This window comes from Massilia haematophila, from assembly GCF_042647645.1.
Classification (GTDB): domain Bacteria; phylum Pseudomonadota; class Gammaproteobacteria; order Burkholderiales; family Burkholderiaceae_D; genus Telluria; species Telluria haematophila.
In genome coordinates this window covers 1,619,339-1,638,406 of sequence record NZ_JBHRVV010000001.1, presented here as the reverse complement: position 1 = coordinate 1,638,406, position 19,068 = coordinate 1,619,339, and the positions used below count along the sequence as shown (strand labels likewise).

Below are 19,068 nucleotides of genomic sequence, written 5' to 3'. Positions count from 1 at the left end.
TCTTATTTCTCCGGTCTTAAGCCTTCTCGACCTTCACGAGGAAGGACTTGAATTCCGGCGTTTGCGAATTGCCGTCACCCACGACCGGGGTCAGGGTATTGGTCAGGTAGCCAGGCTTGGTCAGGCCCTTGAAGCCGAAGTGCAGCGGGATGCCCACGGTGTGGGTTTCCTTGCCGTCGATCTGCAGGGCGCGGATGCGCTTGGTCACGATGACTTTCGACACGATATGGCCACGCTTGCTGGACACGCGCACCTTGTCGCCGCTGGCGACGCCGATCTGCTTGGCCAGGCCTTCGCCGATTTCCACGAACTGTTCCGGCTGGATGATCGCGTTCAGGCGGGCATGCTTGGTCCAGAAGTGGAAGTGCTCGGTGAGGCGGTAAGTCGTTGCCACCACCGGGAACTCGGCAGCCGTACCCATTTCCTTGCGGTCGTTCGGGAACACGCGGGCGCCAGGGTTGCTGGTTGCACGCGGGTTGTTCGGGTGCATCAGGTTCTTGCCAACCGGATTCTCGAACGGCTCGTAGTGCTCGGGGAACGGACCCTCGTTCATCATGCCGCGTGCAAAGAAGCGCGCGACGCCTTCCGGGTTCATGATGAAGGGGTTCATGCCGCCGGCCGGATTCTCGTCGACCTTGAAGTCAGGCACGTCGGCGCCGGTCCAGGCCGCGCCGTTCCAGCGCACCAGCACGCGGGTCGGATCGAACGGCTTGCCCTGGGTGTCGGCCGAAGCACGGTTGTACAGGACGCGGCGGTTCGCCGGCCATGCCCAGGCCCAGTTCAGGGTGTTGCCGATACCGGTCGGGTCGCTGTTGTCGCGGCGGCCCATCTGGTTGCCGGCCTGCGTCCAGGAGCCCGCGAAGATCCAGCAGCCCGAGGCGGTCGTGCCGTCGTCGCGCAGCTGCGCGAAGCTGGCCAGCTGTTCGCCCTTCTTGACGATGACCTTGGTCGGATCCTTCGGATCGAACACGTCGGCCAGCGCCTTGCCGTTGAATTCCTTCGCCAGTTCTTCCGGCGTCGGGCTGTGCGGCTTGGCGTACGGCCAGGTCAGGTTCAGGATCGGGTCCGGGAACTTGCCGCCTTCGGTCTGGTAGGCCTTCTTCATGCGCAGGAACAGTTCCGACATGATCTCGATGTCCGAACGGGCCTTGCCCGGCGGCTCGGCGCCTTGCCAGTGCCACTGCAGCACGCGCGAAGACGAGACCAGCGAACCGGCTTCCTCCGCGAAGCAGGTGGTCGGCAGGCGGAACACTTCGGTCTGGATCTTGCTCGAATCGACGTCGTGGAACTCGCCGTGGTTCTTCCAGAATTCGGCGGTTTCCGTTTCCAGCGGATCCATGACGACCAGGTACTTCAGCTTCGACAGGCCGGCCAGGACCTTGGCCTTGTTCGGGGCCGAGGCGATCACGTTGAAGCCCTGGCAGATGTAACCGGTCATCTTGCCCTGGTTCATCAGCTCGATGGCCTGCAGCAGGTCGTACGGCTTGTCCAGCTTCGGCAGGTAGTCGTAGGCGAAGTTGTTTTCCTGGGTGGCGGCGTCGCCCCACCAGGTCTTCATGAACGAGACGTGGAACTTCTTGTAGTTGCTCCAGTAGCTCAGCTGGTTCGGACGCATCGCCTTTGGCGCACGGGCGGCGATGTAGCCGTCGTAGTCCTGTTCGGCTTCGTTCGGCAGGGTCATGTAGCCCGGCAGCAGGTTCGACATCAGGCCGAGGTCGGTCAGGCCCTGGATGTTCGAGTGGCCGCGCAGTGCGTTCATGCCGCCGCCGGCGATACCGATGTTACCCAGCAGCAGCTGGACCATGGCGCCGAGGCGAATGGTCTGGGCGCCGGTCGAGTGGTGGGTCCAGCCGAGCGCGTACAGGATGGTCGCGGCGCGGCCAGGTACGGCGGTCGAGGCCAGGGTCTCGGCAACCTTCTTGAACTGCTCGGGCGAGACGCCGCAGATCTTCTGCACCATTTCCGGCGTGTAGCGGGAGTAGTGCTTTTTCATCAGCTGGTAGACGCAACGCGGGTGCGCCAGGGTCGGGTCGACCTTGGCATAGCCGTCTTCGCCCATCTCGTAGTTCCAGCTCGACTTGTCGGCGTACTTGCCGGCGGCTTCGTCGTAGCCGGAATAGATGCCGTCATTGAACGCGTAATCTTCGCGGACGATGAAAGGCATGTCCGTGTAATTGCGGACGTACTCGTGTTGAATCTTGTCGTTCGTCAGCAGATAGTTGACGATCGCGCCCAGGAACACGATGTCCGTGCCGGTACGCGTCGCGACGTAATAGTCTGCAACGGATGCGGTACGGGTAAAGCGTGGATCGACCACGACCAGCTTGGCCTTGTTATGGGCCTTCGCTTCGGTTACCCACTTGAAACCACAGGGGTGTGCTTCGGCGGCATTACCGCCCATGACGAGGATCACATCGGCATTCTTGATGTCGACCCAGTGATTCGTCATCGCTCCACGGCCAAACGTCGGGGCAAGACCTGCCACCGTCGGACCGTGTCAAACACGCGCCTGGTTATCGAATGTGAGCATGCCCAAAGACCGGACGGTCTTGTGGGTAATGTATCCTGCTTCATTGCTACCGGCCGAAGCGGCCAGCATGCCGGTGGTGAGCCAGCGGTTGACGGTCTTGCCGTCGGCGGTCTTCTCGACGAAGTTGGCGTCGCGGTCGGCCTTCATCAGCTTGGCGATGCGGTCCAGCGCCTGGTCCCAGGAAATCTTGGTCCATTCGCTGGAGCCTGGAGCGCGGTATTCCGGCTCCAGCAGGCGGTTCGGGCTGTGGATGAAGTCCACCAGCGAAGCGCCTTTCGGGCACAGGGTGCCGCGGTTGACCGGGTGGTCGGCATCACCCTCGATGTGGATGATCGAGGCGGCGGCGTTTTTGGCGCCATCGCCCAGGCCGTACATCAAAATGCCGCAACCGACTGAGCAGTAGGGGCAGGTCTGGCGGGTTTCGGTCGTGCGTGCCAGCTTGTACTGCCGGACTTCGGCGAGAGCCGTAGCCGGAGCGAAGCCGAGCACCGCCAGGCTGGAGCCCGCGATGGTGGCGCCTGAAACCTTCAGGAACTGGCGCCTTGACATCTGGTTCATTAACAATCCTTCTTAAAGGAAACGACGGTTTTCGAAGTTTAACACTTATAGAAGACTCAGGTCAGTGCTAAAATTTTCCAAAAGCTAGAATTCATGCTCGAATCCGTCAGCTTCTTGCCTCAATTGTTAAATCTTGCCTCACCGCCATGTGATGAAAATAGTTAATCGACAATCAAATACCGATAGCGAGGGTCTTCCGCCGACGGCCGGGCCGCGCCGTGTGTTGCGCATGCGTCAAGATGTGCTGACCGAGGTCGAGGACTCGGTGGTCGAGGAAGCCGCGGTGGCCCTGGTCTACAACGGCATTTCGCATGCGGTGATGATGGCCAGCCCGTCCGACCTGGAAGACTTCGCGCTCGGCTTTTCGCTCAGCGAAGGCATCATCGCCAGTCCCGCCGAGTGCTACGGCATCGAGGTCGAGTACACGCCCGCGGGCCTGACCGTCCAGCTCGAGGTTGCCAGCCGCGCCTTCATGGAACTGAAGGAGCGCCGCCGCACCCTGGCCGGCCGCACCGGCTGCGGCCTGTGCGGGGTCGACAGCCTGGACCAGGTCTGCCGTCCGCAACGCGTGCTGGCGCCGGCGCGCGGCTTCCATGTGGACGGCGTGCGCCGCGCCCTGGCGGCGATCGGCGCCGAGCAGCATTTGACGCGCCGCACCGGCGCCGCCCACGCCGCCGCCTGGTGCGCGATGGACGGCAGCCTGCAACTGGTGCGCGAGGACGTCGGCCGCCACAACGCCCTCGACAAGGTGATCGGCGCCATGGCGCGCGGCCCGGCCCGGCCCGGGGAGGGCTTCTTCCTGATCACCAGCCGGGTCAGTTTCGAGATGGCGCAAAAGGCGATCCAGGCCGGGGTATCGGCCCTGGTCGGCATGTCGGCGCCGACGCTGGCGGCGGTCGAACTGGCGGAAGCGGCCGGCATGACCCTGCTGGCCTTTGCGCGCGGACGCGACTTCGTCTGCTACACCCACCCGCAGCAGCTCGGGCTGGACGGAGACGGGCAGGGCGCATGAGCGAGCAGTTGTGGACCTGGCTGGCGGCGCGCCGCAACCACCCGCAGCGGCGCCTGCTGGCGCCGGGGCCGGATGCGGCGGCTTTAGCGCGCATCTTCGAGGCGGCGGCCCAGGCGCCGGACCATGGCCAGCTGCGGCCCTGGCGCTTCATCATCGTTCCGCTCGAGCGGCGCGCCGACCTGGGCGCGGTGTTCGAGCGCGCGCTGGCCGAACGCGACCCGGCTGCCGACGAGGAAGCGCGCACCCGGGCGCGCGACAAGGCCTTCCATGCGCCCTGCCTGCTGGTAGCGGTGCTGGACGACGCGCCGAAAGGCAGGATCCCGACCGCCGAAAAGCTGGTGTCGCTGGGCTGCGCGGTGCAGAACATGCTGACCGCGGCCCAGGCGCTGGGTTTTGCGAGCGGCCTGGCCAGCGGCGCGGCGATGGACAGCGCGGGCATGCGCGATCTGCTGCGCCTGGCGCCGCACGAGCAGGCGATCTGCTTCGTGGCGTTCGGCACGTCGATGGCGCCAAGGCCGCCGCGCGAAAGACCGCGGACTGAGGAATTTGTTTCCGTCCTCTGATCGGTGAGACGTTTGAACAAGACCGTGATCATGCGTCATGCAGTCCTGGATACTCGTATGAGGATCGAATGCAAAACAAGATGCTTTGGTCAGGTGATATGCGCCGCGAATTGCTAGCGCTATTGGGATGGTTTCATACAAGCCCAGGGCACGATCTTGATTTCTTCGTACGGAATCCCCGCGTTTCGTCCCTCAACAATTTGCTGCCACTCTTTTTCCTTCGCGCAAGCTCGGAAGCATGACGCTTCAAGAATTTCTCTAGGCTCATTTACCCTGCGGGGATCAACTGGTCCCAGCTTGTGCTGGAGGTGAGCGTAGTCAGCGACGAAAAGGACGTTCCTTGCTATAAGCCATCTAAAGTGCGCATAAACGACACTGGACTTGACTTGATAGAAGTCGTCTGCGGTCTGGTACCATGGCGCACCAATACGATTGATGCCTGGCCAGATCGTTTCCATGAATGGCGTCCGGACAGCATGCAGGATTTCTCCGCGCATTGCGAGTACCCATATTCGCTGGTCGACTTGATCGTTCGCGTAGAGTTTGGGGCTGGGATTGAGAAGCCAAGCCTCCGCAATGTAATCGCGTGTTTCTTCGCGTTTGGTGACGTGGCCCGCCAACGCTCCGCCCAGAGATACCCCGGTAACCACCAGCCTGATCCCTGGATACTTTTGCGCCACCTGCTTTACATATTCCCTTGCAAGTTCATATTGCCTTTGGCTGAACAGGAAATTGGTAAAGAGCCAGTCATCACGATCGTTGGATCCAGTAAATGCAACGACAACCTCGGAAAGCACAGGATCGCTGGGATCTTCCTTGACTTCAAACGTCCTGACTTCGAAGCCAGAGTGGTGACGCGGAAGTCCCTCGCTTGGTTTTATTCTCGCCGGCAGATTGAACCAGTGATCCGCGCCTTCAGGATTGGTTGTCTGTAATACCCAGGCAGCGGCCAGGGCGTACAAGTAACCGCGTCTTGCTGCGTTCAGGTGGCGTTCGTCGAAGTGGACCCCGTCCGACAATTTCAAGGGTTCGTTGCACCAGAAAGCGCCTTTTTCGTGTTTTGTATAGTCGACGGATGCACATCCGGACAGGAGCACGGCGGCAAGGACGAGTGACAAGAGGTAGTTGCCATTTTTCATGGCAATGTCAGCGATGTTCACAACGTTCTCCCGTATCGATGGTGGAACATCCCTGGACTGATAAGACCAGGATTGTGAAAACCGTCCAGACGCAGGATGCAATTTTGCTGCGTCGGCGTGCACCAAACAGCGCGAGAAAGACTCCATACTGCTGTGCATAAATGACTTGGTCACACCAAGGTTACGCTCGCTTATGGACAAAATCTACACTGTTGCAAAGAGCAGACAGAACCGAAGGACTTCCCGTGAAGAAGATTCATTCGACTTGGCTTTGTCGCCACGCGGTATCGTTGTGTTGTGCTTCGGCTTCTCGATGTTTCGACCGGCAAGTCTTCTCGGATCGGTCCGGTTGCCGCGGCAGAGATGTTCGGCCTGAATACGCCAGGCTTGCGTGACAGCAGCACGTCGGGCGCGATGGCGCCGCGGCCGCCGCGCGAAGGGCCGTGGCCGGAGGAATTCGTTTCCGTTCTTTGATGTATCAAGCCGCCGAACACGGCATCGAATGTCGATGCGGCCCTGCGGCCACCGATCGTTTATTTTGGCTGGTATTTATCCGGATCGAAGCCACTCACGTCGAATTCGAATGCCGGCGCGCCATTCTGGTATATGTCGACGGAAAGGCGAACGCGTTTGGCTTTCTTGAGCTTCGTTATGAACTTACTATAATTTTCGAGAAAGATGAGTTCGGAACTATGGTCTGCCGGCCCGTTTGCTGCAAAGCGCATCGGCTTCTCGTCGTCGAATCTCACCAGCACGTTGCAGCCTTGGTAAGACGGGCAAAGGATTTGCCCTCGCTGGATATAGAATAAGACGTCCTTGCCTTTTCCTTGCACGGTGCGGAGCGTCAAGGTGCCGTGTTGTTCGCCACCATATGGAAATCCGAAAGACACCGTATTCGCGCTTTTCAGCGACGCCGTGTAGCGCTTACTTCCGGACATCAGGTCTTCGTTGACGTCGTAGTCCCACTGCGGGCCAGTCTTGCTGGTTTCGTCTTCTACTGGCGGTGGCGAAGCGGGGGCGCTCTCTTTCGGCAGCTCTGGAGTAGCCTTCGCACTGGGGGCCGAGGACTTCGCTTCAGCGAGCTCTTTTTCGAGCGCAGCGATTTTCTGGTTTGCTTCTGCCAGCTTGACTTTGGTTTCCGACAAGGTGGAGTCTGGGGCGCAACCCGCCAGCAGAGGCCCGACGAGCAGGCCAATAGCGAATCTATTCATCATTCTCAGGATGGGTGAGCACGTCCGGCAAGCGCATGATGGTGCCGATTGCCGGAGCTATGGGTGTCTTTCAGGTTGGCATCTAGGCGTGCCATATCGCAACTGAAGTATATCCGCTTGCTCATGCTTGAAATCTCACCAATTGTTCGCTGCTGGCGTCTGATGACGCTATAAGCGCCAAAGGCGTCAGCGCTCCTCGTCGCGATGGGACTCGGTCTGCTCCGGCCAGCGCGCCGTCGGCAAATGCCAGCCGCGGTGGATCGCCGCCAGCCGCAGCCCCAGACAGAGCGCCGCGCCGCCGACGGCGGTGAAGGTGGTCGGCCATCCCAGCACGTGGCCGACCGCCACCACGGTGGCGCCGGCCAGGGCCGCGACCGCATAGATGTCCGACCTGAACACGCCCGGCACGTTCGACAGCAGCACGTCGCGCGCGATGCCGCCGCCGATCCCGGTCAGCATGCCGAGCAGGGCGGCCATCAACGGCGTCAGCCCGAACACGAGGGCCTTCTGGGCGCCGGCCACGCAGAACAGGGCGAGACCCACGGCGTCGAAGAACAGTACCGGGCTTTGCAGGCGGTTGATGACCGGGTACCAGAAGAAGATCACGACGCCGGCCATGAGCGAGACGCCGAGATAGCGCCAGTCGCTGATGGCCGCCGGCGGCGTCGCCCCGATCAGCAGATCGCGCACGATGCCGCCCGAGTTGGCGGCGACGAAGGAGAGCACCAGCACGCCGAAGATGTCGAGGCGGCGCCGCGCGCCGGCGGTGGCGCCGGACAGGGCGAAGACGAAGGTGCCGACCAGGTCGAGCGTGAGCACGAGGGTCTTGATCGCCGCGTCGACGTCAAGGGAAAGAACATTAAACACGTATGTTGCCTTGGAATGCGGGGAGGGCGCGGCGGGGCGAATGCCTGCGGCCTGTATGGACAAGGGCGTCATGATAGCCTAACGGATGGGCTGTAGGGTGGGCACGCCGTGCCCACGCGGAACCATGAACAAGGTTGGCGTTTGATTCGTCGAACACTGCGTATCCACGCGGCGTGTCGAAAGCGTCCTGCGAACGCAAAAATGGACCTGTAGATTGCTTGGTTTCGTGTACCGGCTGCGGTTCAGCCGCGGAGCGACGCCTTGCCGCAGCGGACGCCGGACGAACACGTAACGCGTGGGCACGGCGTGCCCACCCTACGAAAATGAAAAAACGCCGGCGGCGAACTGGTCGCGGCCGGCGTCTTCAAACCAGGGCGATCAGAACGCCGCGATACCCGTCTGCGCACGTCCCAGGATCAGGGCGTGGATGTCGTGCGTGCCTTCGTAGGTGTTGACCACCTCGAGGTTGACCATGTGGCGGATGATGCCGAATTCGTCCGAGATGCCGTTACCGCCCAGCATGTCGCGCGCGGTGCGGGCGATATCCAGGGACTTGCCGCAGGAATTGCGCTTCATGATCGAGGTGATCTCGACCGCGGCGGTGCCTTCGTCCTTCATGCGGCCCAGGCGCAGGCAGCCCTGCAGGCCGAGCGTGATCTCGGTCTGCATGTCGGCCAGCTTCTTCTGCACCAGCTGGTTCGCCGCCAGCGGCTTGCCGAACTGGTTGCGGTCCATCGTGTACTGGCGCGCGGTGTGCCAGCAGGCTTCGGCCGCGCCCAGCGCGCCCCAGGCGATGCCGTAGCGGGCCGAGTTCAGGCAGGTGAACGGACCCTTCAGGCCGCGCACTTCCGGGAAGGCGTTTTCTTCCGGGCAGAACACGTTGTCCATCACGATCTCGCCGGTGACCGAGGCGCGCAGGCCGAACTTGCCGTGGATCGCCGGCGCCGACAAGCCTTCCCAGCCTTTTTCCAGCACGAAGCCGCGGATCGCGCCTTCGTCGTCCTTGGCCCAGACGACAAAGACGTCGGCGACCGGGGAATTCGTGATCCACATCTTCGAGCCGCTCAAGCTGTAGCCGCCGTCCACTTTACGGGCGCGGGTCACCATCGAGCCTGGGTCGGAGCCGTGGTTCGGTTCGGTCAGGCCGAAGCAGCCGATCCATTCGCCGGTGGCCAGCTTCGGCAGGTATTTCTGCTTGGTCGCTTCGTTGCCGAACTCGTAGATCGGGACCATGACGAGGGACGATTGCACGCTCATCATCGAGCGGTAGCCCGAGTCGACGCGCTCGACTTCGCGCGCGATCAGGCCGTAGGCGACGTAGTTCAGGCCCGGGCCGCCGTACTGCTCGGGAATCGTCGGGCCGAGCAGGCCCAGCTCGCCCATCTCGCGGAAGATCGAGGTGTCCATGGTCTCGTGGCGGAAGGCCTCGAGGATGCGCGGTTGCAGCTTGTCCTGGCAGTAGGAGGCGGCGGCGTCGCGCACCATGCGCTCTTCGTCGGTCAGTTGCTGGTCCAGCAGCAGCGGATCGTCCCAGTGGAATGCGGTTCGTTTGGTCATGATGGTCTCTTTGATCGGTAGATTGTTTACATGTTCGGGTAGTTCGGCCCGCCGCCGCCTTCCGGCGTGACCCAGACGATGTTCTGGGTCGGGTCCTTGATGTCGCAGGTCTTGCAGTGCACGCAGTTCTGGGCATTGATCTGCAGGCGGTCCTGGCCTGTCTCAAGCTTCACGAACTCGTAGACGCCGGCAGGGCAGTAGCGCTGCTCGGGCCCGGCGAACTTGGCCAGGTTGACGTCCACGGGAATAGCCGGGTTCTTCAGCGTCAGGTGCACCGGCTGGTCTTCGGCGTGGTTGGTGTTCGAGATGAACACCGAGGACAGCTTGTCGAAGGTCAGCTTGCCGTCCGGCTTCGGATAGGCGATGGGCTGGAAATCCGAAGCGGGGCGCAGGCATTCGTGGTCCGCGTGCTTGTGGCGCAGGGTCCAGGGCGCCTTGCCCTTGAACAGGATCTGGTCGATGCCGGTCATGAAGGTGCCCAGATACAGCCCCTTGCTCATCCACGGCTTGAAGTTGCGCGCCACGTGCAGTTCCTCGTGCAGCCACGATTGCTTGAACGCGGCCGGGTAGCTGCTCAATTCGTCGTGCTGGCGGCCCGCGCCCAGCGCCGCGAACGCCGCCTCGGCGGCCAGCATGCCGGTCTTGATCGCGCCATGGCTGCCCTTGATGCGGCTGGTGTTCAGGAAGCCGGCGTCGCAGCCGATCAGGGCGCCGCCCGGGAACACGGTCTTCGGCAGGGATTGCAGGCCGCCGGCCGTGATGGCGCGCGCGCCGTAGGAGATGCGTTTGCCGCCCTCGAAGAAGTGGCGGATCGCCGGATGCGTTTTATAGCGCTGGAATTCCTCGTACGGCGACAGATACGGGTTCTGGTAAGCCAGGCCGACCACGAAGCCCACCGCGACCTGGTTGTTTTCCAGGTGGTAGAGGAAGGAGCCGCCATAGGTGCTGTTGTCGAGCGGCCAGCCGGCGGTATGGATCACCAGGCCCGGCTTGTGCTTCGCCGGGTCGATCTCCCAGAGTTCCTTGATGCCGATGCCGTAGGTCTGGGGATCGGCATCCCGGTTCAGGTCGTACTTGGCCATCAGCTGCTTGCCGAGGTGGCCGCGCGAGCCTTCGGCGAACAAGGTGTACTTCGCGTGCAGCTCCATGCCGAGCTGGAAGTCCGGACCCGGCTCGCCGTCGCGCTTGACGCCCATGTTGCCGGTGGCGACACCTTTCACCGAGCCGTCCTCGTTGTAGAGGATCTCGGCGGCGGGGAAGCCGGGGAAGATTTCCACGCCCAGCGCTTCGGCCTGCTGGCCGAGCCAGCGCGTGACGTTCGCCAGCGAGATCACGTAGTTGCCGTGATTGGTCAGCATCTTCGGCACCATGAAGCCGGGCGTGCGGTAAGCCTTCGATTCGGTCAGGAACAGGACCTGGTCCTCGGTCACCGGGGTGTTCAGCGGCGCGCCGAGTTCCTTCCAGTTCGGGAACAGTTCGTTCAGGGCGATCGGGTCCATGACGGCGCCCGAGAGGATGTGGGCGCCGATCTCGCCGCCTTTCTCCAGCACGCAGACCGAGACGTCCTGGCCCTTGTCCCGGGCCAGCTGCTTCAGGCGGATCGCGGCGGACAATCCGGCAGGACCGCCGCCGACGACCACGACGTCGTACTCCATCGATTCGCGCGGGCCGTATTCTTCGATCAAGCTCATATCGGCTACTCCCGGCTCAGCGCGCGAAATACAGGTCGTGCAGGTGGTCCAGGCTGACCTCCGAAGCGGCTTGGGACAGCACCACTTTCCCGCTCTGCATCAGGTAGACGTGGTCGGCCACGCCCACCGCGCGGTGGGTGTTCTGCTCGACCAGGATCATGGTGCGTCCGTCCTGCTTCAGGCGTCCCAGGATCTCGAACAGCTCGTTCACCATCACCGGCGCCAGGCCGAGCGAGGGCTCGTCGATGATCAGGACCTTGGGGTCGCTCATCAGGCCGCGCGCCATCGCCAGCATCTGGGCTTCGCCGCCGGACAGCGAACCGGCCAGCTGCCTGCGCCGCTCGCGCAGGCGCGGGAACATCTCGTAGGAGCGTTCCAGGTTGGCGGCCGCCCCGGCGCGGTGCTGGGGCGCGAAGGCGCCCATCATCAGGTTTTCCTCGACCGTCATGTCGCGGAAGACCATGCGGCCCTCGGGGATCATCGCCATCGAGACGGCCATCATGTCCCAGGTCGGGGTGCCGTTCAGGGGCTTGCCGTCCAGCAGAATGGCGCCCTGCGACACCGGGATCAGGCCCATGATGGCGCGCAGCAGGGTGGTCTTGCCGGCGCCGTTCTGGCCGATAATGGTGGTGAGCTTGCCCGGCGCGATCGACAGCGACAGGTCCCACAGCACGTTGATGGCGCCGTAGCCGGCGCGTACGTTTTGAATCTCCAGCATCTCAGCCTCCGGTATAGCTCTTGATCACGGCCGGGTCGTTGAACACCTCGGCCGGCGTGCCCTCGGCGATCAGGCCGCCGAAGTTCAGCACGGCGACGCGCTGGCACAGGTTGCTGATGGTCTCGATGTCGTGCTCGATGATCACGATCCCGACCGCGAACTGCTGGTGCAGGTCCTTCAGCATGTTCATGAAGGCGCGCTTGCCGTTGGTCTCCAGGCCGGCCAGCACTTCGTCCAGCAGCAGGAGCTTCGGGTTGGTCGAGAGCGCCTTCGCCACCTCGAGCGCCTTCAGCTCGGTCAGCGCCAGGCTGGTCGAGGCGTCGCGGTCGGCCTTGGCGGTCAGGTTGGTGAACGCCAGGATCTCGTCGATGCGCTTGCGATCGATCGAACCGGTGCCGAAGCGCTGCGCCACTTCCAGGTTCTGGCGCACCGTCAGCTCGTGCATCGGCTGCGGGATCTGGAAGGTGCGGCCGATGCCCATGCGGGCGCGCTGGTACATCGGCGCGCGCAGCACGTCGGTGCCGTTGAACACGATGCGGCCGGTGGTCGGGCGCACCAGGCCGGAAATGGCATTGAACAGGGTGGTCTTGCCGGCGCCGTTGGCGCCGACCAGGCCGACCACGTCGCCGGTGCCGACCGACAGCGTGACATCGTTGACCGCCGTGAGGCCGCCGAAGCGGACCGTGACGTTTTCAAGCTGCAGCATCTTTTTTCCTCATGAACTTGCGGAACAGGCCAAGCAGGCCGTCCGGGCTGGCGATGATCATCACCACCAGGACCAGGCCGAGCACCAGCTGGTGGCCGGTCGGCATGATGTTCTTCACGAACAGCTGGTCGACCAGGTAGACCACGACCGCGCCGACCAGCGGGCCGGTAATGGTGCGGTAGCCGCCGAAGATGGCCGCCACGATCGGGATCGTCACCCACAGCGCGCTGAAGGCGTAGTCCGGCTCGAGGAAGTTGATGTAGTGGGCGTTGAAGGCGCCGACCACGCCGCACATGAAGGCCGAGACCAGCAGCATCAGGGCTTTCAGCAGGGTGTTGTTGACGCCCACCACGCGCGTCGCGTCCTCGCTGTCGTGCATCGCGCGCAGGGCCAGGCCGTGCGGGCTGCGGCGGATGCGGTCGTAGATCCAGGCGAACACCAGCACGATGGTCAGGATCAGCAGGTAGTTGCCGATCTTGCTCGAGAAGTCGAAACCGAACACGGTCGGCAGCTGCGGGATGCTGGCGATGCCGGCCGAACCGCCCGTGACCGATTCCCACTCGGTGGCGAGGATGCGGAAGATGTGGGCATAGGCCAGGATGGCGAGCGCGAAGTAGGGGCCGCGCAGGCGGAGCACCGGCAGCATCAGCACGGCAGACAGCACGGCGCCGACGCCGCCCAGCAGCAGGCCGAGGAAAATCGGCACGCCGTGCTGCATGCTCAGCACCGCCGAGGTATAGGCGCCGACGCCGAAGAAGGCCGCGTGGCCGAAGCTGACCATGCCGCCCAGGTTGCCGAGCAGGGCCCAGGACAGCGCGATGCCGCCGATCACGAGCGAGGCGATCACCAGGCTCATCACGTAGGCGTCGCCGCCGAGCAGCACCGGCACCAGGATGTAGGCCGCGGCGAGAACGGCGATCAGGAGCATATTGGGTCGATTCATCGTTTTCATCCGCGCCTCCGTGCAGCACCGAACAGGCCGTTAGGCATGACGAACAGGACCAGCAGGAACAGGCCCATGCCGGCGAGTTCTTGCAGGGCCGAGCTGGCCAGGGTGACGGTGAGCGATTCGGCCACGCCCAGCAGGACGGCGCCGATCAGCACGCCCGGGATCGAGCCGATGCCGGCCAGGACGGTGATGATGAAGGCCTTCACGGTCAGGACGCTGCCGTAGGCCGGGGTGATCACGCCATAGCTGAACAGGGCGACGCCGGCAAAGGCGGCCAGGATGCCGGCCACGACGAAGGAGACCAGTTCGGTCTTGCCGGGATTGATGCCCATCAGCTTGGCGGCGTCGCGGTTGCTCGAGACGGCGCGCACGGCGCGGCCATACCAGGAGCGCGACAGCCACCACCAGAGGGCGACGATCAGGACGATGCTGACGCCGAAGAACAGCACTTCGGAGCGCATGGAATAGAGCTCGCCGACCACGAAGGCTTCCTGCATCCAGCTCGAGCTGGTGGCGCGCACGTCGGCGCTCCAGATCATCAGGACCAGGTTGGTCAGGATCACGCCGACGCCATAGGTCAGGGTGAGCGAATTGATTTCGCGGTTGGTGCGGATCTTGCCGACCACGAAGTACAGCAATGCCGAAGTGATCGTCACGACGATCACGGCCACCGGGATGGCGGTCAGCGGGTTCCAGCCAAGTTTCGATTCCACCGTGTAGGCGATATACGCCGCCAGCAGTACCAGTTCGCCGTGTGCCAGGTTGATCACTTTCATGGCGCCGAAGACCAGCGCCAGGCCAAGTGCGATGAGGGCGTAGGAACCGCCCTGCAAGAGTCCTGAATACACGGCTTGTAAGATCAAGTCCGTCATTTCTGCATTCCCATCGAAATTCACGCGGGCAGGGGATCCTGCCCGTCACTGCACTACGGTCTTACCACGGCACGCCCGGGAAGACCGGCTTGGCGGTTGCCGCTTCCTTCGGCCAGACCAGTTCGACTTTCTTGCCCTGGTGCTGGCCCATGCGCTGGGTGAAGTTCTTGTTGTCGCCGGTGGCGTCGAACTGCACGCGGCCGATCAGGGTCTGGCGATCGGTCTTGCGCATCTCTTCGATGACGCCGCCCTTCTTGATGGTGCCGGCGTCGGCGGCGCGTGCGATCGCTTCGAACAGCAGCATCGACTGCACGTAGCCGAACTGGCCGAGGTAGTCCGGTTCCTTCTTGTGCAGCCTGGTGTAGGCCTCGCCGAAGGCCTTGCCGTCGGCGGTGGTGAAGTTCACCGGGAAGGGCAGGACCGCGGTGCCGTACACGTTCGGCATCAGGTCCGGGAAGTCGGCCGCCATCTTCGGCGTGGCCAGCGACCAGACGCCGGCGATGGCCTTGACCGTGGTCGGCTTGAGCACGCGCGCGGCGCGCAGGATGCCGACGTACTCGTTCTCGTAGCCGACCATGGCGATGAATTCCGAGCGGTCGCGCAGCTTGACCTTGTTCAGGATCGGCTTGAAGTCGGTGATCGCCGGGTCGAAGGCGTGCATGGACACCTTGATGCCCTTGGCGCCCAGGGTCTTCTCGACGTCGGCGGCCAGGCCGTGGGTGGCGTCCTTGGTCGAGTAGATGATCGAGACCGACTTCACGCCGAGGTCGCCGATCAGGCCGACCAGGGCTTTCTGGTAGCCCTCGGTATTATTAATACGGAAGAAGTTCTTGCGGCCGGCCTTGACCAGGCCGTCGTCGACGCCGCCCGAGGTGATGTAGGCCAGGCCCAGCTTGTTGGCGGCGTCCGAGGCCGGCGAGATGTTGTTCGAGCCGTAGCCGCCGGTGACGGCAACCACGCCCTGGCTGGCCAGCTTTTCCACGGCGGCCACGGCCTTGGCCGGGGCGGATTCGTCGTCGACGGTGACCAGCTTGATGGTGTGCTTGCCGTTGGTCTTGTTGAAGACCTCGGCGGCGACGCGGATGCCTTCCTGGGTGCCCATGCCGACGCGCGCCAGCGGGCCGGTCAGCGGGATCTGCACGCCGACCAGGAATTCCTCCGCATATGCCGAGCCGGCGCCGAGGGCTGCACACACTGCGAAAGCGATTGTCTTAATCTTGCTCATTGTCTCCACCTTTTCAGATTGTTGTCGATACTGGCCCCGCGAGCGGAGCCGCCTTTCCGTGCCGTCGGCCCTGGGCCGTCGGTCATCCGTTCTACAAAATCGCTGGCAAGCCGGGGGCGTCGCACCGTGCCGCGATAGCGGGACTGTGCGGCGGGTGTTCCCTGTTTGCCGGGTCGCGGGGCTCGCCCCGCTTAATTGATGTGGCGCCCCATGCTCGTTCCCACGTTGCGCACCAGTTGCACCAGGCGCGGGCCCAGGTCCTCGACCAGCTTTTCCTTCGGCAGCAGGAAGGCCGGTCCGCCGCAGTTGAAGGCCATCGTCTTGGCGTTCTCGGGGTCGATCAGGGGCACGCCGACGGCGCTGATGTTGGCGTCCCACAGGCCCGAGGACAGCACGAAGCCGCGGTCCTGGTAATCCTTGAAGCCTTGTTCGAGATCGGCCTTGAGCTTCGGCCATTGGGTTTCCGCATGCAGGCGGATGTGGTCCATCAGGAAATCGCGGTCGGCCTGGGGCAGGCCGCACAAATAGGCCTTGCCCATGGCGGTGGTCGCCAGCGGGATGCGCGAGCCGGCGTCGCGGCGCAGGGTCACGGCGGCGCTGCCGCGGCAGGCCTCGACATACACCATGTCCAGGCGGTCGCGGATGCCGATGGCGACGCTGCACTGGGCGTATTCGGCCAGTTCCTGCATCGCGGGACGCGCGAGCTTGCGTACGTCGATGTTGGCGAGCAGGGTGTAGCCGAGGGCCAGCACCGGGGCGCCGAGCTGGTAGCGGCCCTGGTCGGGGGAATAAGTGAGGTAGCCGAGGCGGGTCAGCGTATAGGTCAGGCGCGAAATCGTCGGCTTGGGCATGCCGGTGCGCTTGGCCATTTCGCTATTCGTGAGCGAAGCCTCGCCGGGGCGGAAGCAGCGCAGGATTTCGAGCCCGCGCGCCAGGGCGGTCACGAATTGACGGTCCTTGGCGTTGTCTTCCTCAGTGAATGACTGGATTGCGTCCATCTCGATTGTCTCCAATGCCCAGCATCTGTGGCTGAGTCTGGAATTGATGATCACATACGAAAAAGAGGGGTGTCAACTGTTTTGTGAAATGGTCGTTCGCACTGCGAAATGCCGAATATTGACGCTCCTATGAAGCATGGGTAAAACCCGGCGAAAATGATTTTTTCAAGCGTAAAACGGGCTGCGTCAAATCGTTTACATCGGCGTTAAAAATGGGTTATCGTTGACTTCGCTGCAAAATGCAAAACACAATTTCGCACAGCGAACCACGGACAGAGCGATGCCGCATGTGGGGCGACGCGGTGCGAGTCAACTACAAGACAAGGAGACAGGATTCATGAATTCCGGCGCAGCTTCCCAGGTCGTGCGTGAACAGCATGGCGACATCCTTCTGGTAACCATCGATAACCCGCCCGTCAACGCCCTCGGCGTCGACGTGCGCCGCGGCCTGATGGAGGCGATCGACGCCGCCGACGGCGACGCCAGCGTCAAGGCGATCGTGCTGGCTGGCGCCGGCCGCAACTTCCTGGGCGGCGCCGACATCCGCGAGTTCGGCAAGCCGCCGATGCCGCCGGCGCTGCCCGACGTCTGCAACCGCATCGAAGCATCGAACAAGCTGGTGGTCGCCGCCATCCACGGCGCGGCCCTCGGCGGCGGTCTCGAGATCGCGCTGTCGGCCCACTACCGCGTCGCGCTCCCGGGCGCCAAGCTGGGCCTGCCGGAAGTGGCGCTCGGCCTGCTGCCGGGCGCCGGCGGCACCCAGCGCACGCCGCGCCTGATCGGCGCGCAGCCGGCGCTGGACCTGATGCTCTCGGGCCGCCACGCCAGCGCTGCCGAGGCGGCGAAGCTGGGCCTGGTCGACCGCGTCGAGCAGGGCGAGGACGCCGCTGCCGCCGGCATCGCCTACGCGAAAGAACTGCTGGCATCCGGCGCTCCTGTGCGCCGCACCCGCGATGCCGATGCCCTGGCCGACCGCGAGGAACAGCGCGCCGCCATCGAGGCCGCCCGCATCGAGACCGCGAAGAAGTCGCGCGGCCTGTTCTCGCCGTTGAAGATCGTCGATGCGGTGCAGGGCGCCCTCGACCTCGGCTTCGACGAAGGCCTGGCGCTCGAGCGCAAGCTGTTCCTGGAATGCCTGGACAGCCCGCAGCGCGCCGGCCTGGTGCACGCCTTCTTCGCCGAGCGCGAAACCGCCAAGTCGCCGGAAACGCGCGATGCGAAACCGCGTGCGATCGCCAGCGTCGGCATCGTCGGCGGCGGCACCATGGGCGCCGGCATTGCCGTCGCGGCCCTGGACGCCGGCCTGCCGGTGACCATGATCGAGCGCGACGAGGAAGCCCTGGCGCGCGGCCGCAAGAACGTCGAGAAAGTCTATGACGGCCAGGTCAAGAAGGGCCGCATGACGGAAGAGGCCAAGGCCGCCGTGATGGCGCGCTGGAACGGCTCGACCGGGTACGATGCGCTGGCCGGGGTCGACCTGGTGATCGAGGCCGTGTTCGAAGAGATGGGCGTGAAGAAGGCGGTGTTCGCGGAACTCGATCGCGTCTGCAAGCCCGGCGCCGTGCTGGCCACGAATACCTCCTACCTCGACATCGACGAGATCGCCGCCAGCATCTCGCGTCCGCAGGACGTGATCGGCCTGCACTTCTTCTCGCCGGCGAACATCATGAAGCTGCTCGAGATCGTCGTGCCGGCCAAGGTGTCGAGCGACGTCGTCGCCACCGCCTTCGAACTGGCCAAGAAGCTGAAGAAGACCCCGGTGCGCGCCGGCGTCTGCGACGGCTTCATCGGCAACCGCATCCTCGCCGTCTACGGCCAGGCCGCCCACCACATGATGGAAGACGGCGCTTCGCCCTACCAGATCGACAAGGCCCTGCGCGACTTCGGTTATCCGATGGGACCGTTCCAGGTCTCGGACCTGGCCGGCGGCGACATCGGCTGGGCCACCCGCAAGCGCCGCGCCGCCACCCGCGATCCGAAGGCGCGCTACGTCCAGATCGCCGACCGCCTGTGCGAGCGTGGCTGGTTCGGCCAGAAGACCGGCCGCGGCTACTACCTGTATCCGGAAGGCGCCCGCGCCGGCACGCCGGACCCGGAAGTCGAAGCCATCATCGACGCCGAGCGCCAGCGCGCCGGTGTCACCCCGCGCAGCTTCAGCGACGAGGAAATCGTGCGCCGCTACCTGGCTGCGATGATCAACGAGGGCGCCAACGTCGTGCACCAGAAAATCGCCCTGCGCCCGCTGGACGTCGACGTAACCTTTGTCCACGGCTACGGCTTCCCGCGCTACCGCGGCGGCCCGATGAAGTATGCCGATACCGTCGGCCTGCCGAAGATCCTGGCCGACATCCAGGAATTCGCCAAGGAAGACCCGCTGTTCTGGCAGCCCTCGCCGCTGCTGGTGGAGCTGGTCGAGAAGGGCCAGGATTTCGGCAGCCTGAACCAGTCGGCAAAATAAAACCCGAATACATA

Annotated in this window: 15 protein-coding genes; 3 read left to right on the top strand and 12 right to left on the bottom strand. The window is 63.9% G+C overall.

Annotated elements, in window-relative coordinates:
• Positions 1–16 precede the first annotated feature (16 nt).
• Entirely contained in the window at positions 17–3,088 is a 3,072-nt protein-coding gene (gene fdnG, locus ACFOPH_RS07360) for a formate dehydrogenase-N subunit alpha (protein WP_379734467.1), read from the bottom strand.
• 229 nt (positions 3,089–3,317) lie between these two features.
• Between fdnG and fdhD the strand changes: the two genes are divergently transcribed.
• Together fdhD and ACFOPH_RS07350 are read left to right on the top strand one after the other, a co-directional pair.
• Positions 3,318–4,100 carry a formate dehydrogenase accessory sulfurtransferase FdhD gene (fdhD, locus tag ACFOPH_RS07355; RefSeq protein WP_379734465.1) on the top strand — a complete coding sequence of 261 codons (783 nt, stop codon included), beginning with the start codon at positions 3,318–3,320 and terminating at the stop codon, positions 4,098–4,100.
• Complete coding sequence (locus ACFOPH_RS07350; RefSeq protein ID WP_379734463.1) at positions 4,097–4,663, top strand: nitroreductase family protein; 567 nt, start codon at positions 4,097–4,099, stop codon at positions 4,661–4,663. Before fdhD ends, ACFOPH_RS07350 begins: the two co-directional genes overlap by 4 nt.
• A gap of 119 nt (positions 4,664–4,782) precedes the next feature.
• On the opposite strand, the gene ACFOPH_RS07345 is transcribed toward ACFOPH_RS07350, so the two are convergent.
• From ACFOPH_RS07345 to ACFOPH_RS07295, 11 genes are all read right to left on the bottom strand, one after another.
• Positions 4,783–5,823, bottom strand: a complete 1,041-nt coding sequence (locus ACFOPH_RS07345; RefSeq protein WP_312553829.1) for a hypothetical protein — start codon at positions 5,821–5,823, stop codon at positions 4,783–4,785.
• Positions 5,824–6,335: 512 nt separating this feature from the next.
• Entirely contained in the window at positions 6,336–7,016 is a 681-nt protein-coding gene (locus ACFOPH_RS07340) for a hypothetical protein (protein ID WP_312553827.1), read from the bottom strand.
• A 183-nt stretch (positions 7,017–7,199) separates the two neighbouring features.
• Positions 7,200–7,880, bottom strand: a complete 681-nt coding sequence (locus tag ACFOPH_RS07335; RefSeq protein ID WP_312553824.1) for a trimeric intracellular cation channel family protein — start codon at positions 7,878–7,880, stop codon at positions 7,200–7,202.
• 378 nt (positions 7,881–8,258) lie between these two features.
• Complete coding sequence (locus tag ACFOPH_RS07330; protein ID WP_379734460.1) at positions 8,259–9,437, bottom strand: acyl-CoA dehydrogenase; 1,179 nt, start codon at positions 9,435–9,437, stop codon at positions 8,259–8,261.
• A 26-nt stretch (positions 9,438–9,463) separates the two neighbouring features.
• Positions 9,464–11,092, bottom strand: a complete 1,629-nt coding sequence (locus ACFOPH_RS07325; RefSeq protein WP_379737879.1) for an electron transfer flavoprotein-ubiquinone oxidoreductase — start codon at positions 11,090–11,092, stop codon at positions 9,464–9,466.
• Positions 11,093–11,144: 52 nt separating this feature from the next.
• Positions 11,145–11,846 (bottom strand): ABC transporter ATP-binding protein, encoded by a 702-nt coding sequence (locus tag ACFOPH_RS07320; RefSeq protein WP_312552627.1) that lies wholly within the window; start codon positions 11,844–11,846, stop codon positions 11,145–11,147.
• Position 11,847: 1 nt separating this feature from the next.
• On the bottom strand, positions 11,848–12,552 hold the full coding sequence (locus tag ACFOPH_RS07315; RefSeq protein ID WP_312552628.1) for an ABC transporter ATP-binding protein: 705 nt from the start codon (positions 12,550–12,552) through the stop codon (positions 11,848–11,850).
• A complete protein-coding gene (locus ACFOPH_RS07310; RefSeq protein WP_312552630.1) occupies positions 12,539–13,495 on the bottom strand; it encodes a branched-chain amino acid ABC transporter permease in 957 nt (318 codons plus the stop codon). Before ACFOPH_RS07310 ends, ACFOPH_RS07315 begins: the two co-directional genes overlap by 14 nt.
• Positions 13,496–13,500: 5 nt before the next feature.
• On the bottom strand, positions 13,501–14,373 hold the full coding sequence (locus ACFOPH_RS07305; RefSeq protein WP_312552632.1) for a branched-chain amino acid ABC transporter permease: 873 nt from the start codon (positions 14,371–14,373) through the stop codon (positions 13,501–13,503).
• Positions 14,374–14,434: 61 nt separating this feature from the next.
• Positions 14,435–15,598, bottom strand: coding sequence for an ABC transporter substrate-binding protein (locus tag ACFOPH_RS07300; RefSeq protein WP_312552634.1), 1,164 nt, complete (start codon positions 15,596–15,598; stop codon positions 14,435–14,437).
• 191 nt (positions 15,599–15,789) lie between these two features.
• On the bottom strand, positions 15,790–16,596 hold the full coding sequence (locus tag ACFOPH_RS07295) for an IclR family transcriptional regulator (protein WP_312552635.1): 807 nt from the start codon (positions 16,594–16,596) through the stop codon (positions 15,790–15,792).
• 337 nt (positions 16,597–16,933) lie between these two features.
• Here ACFOPH_RS07295 and ACFOPH_RS07290 point away from each other — a divergent pair, with 337 nt between their 5' ends.
• Positions 16,934–19,054, top strand: coding sequence for a 3-hydroxyacyl-CoA dehydrogenase NAD-binding domain-containing protein (locus tag ACFOPH_RS07290; protein ID WP_379734456.1), 2,121 nt, complete (start codon positions 16,934–16,936; stop codon positions 19,052–19,054).
• Positions 19,055–19,068: the final 14 nt, after the last annotated feature.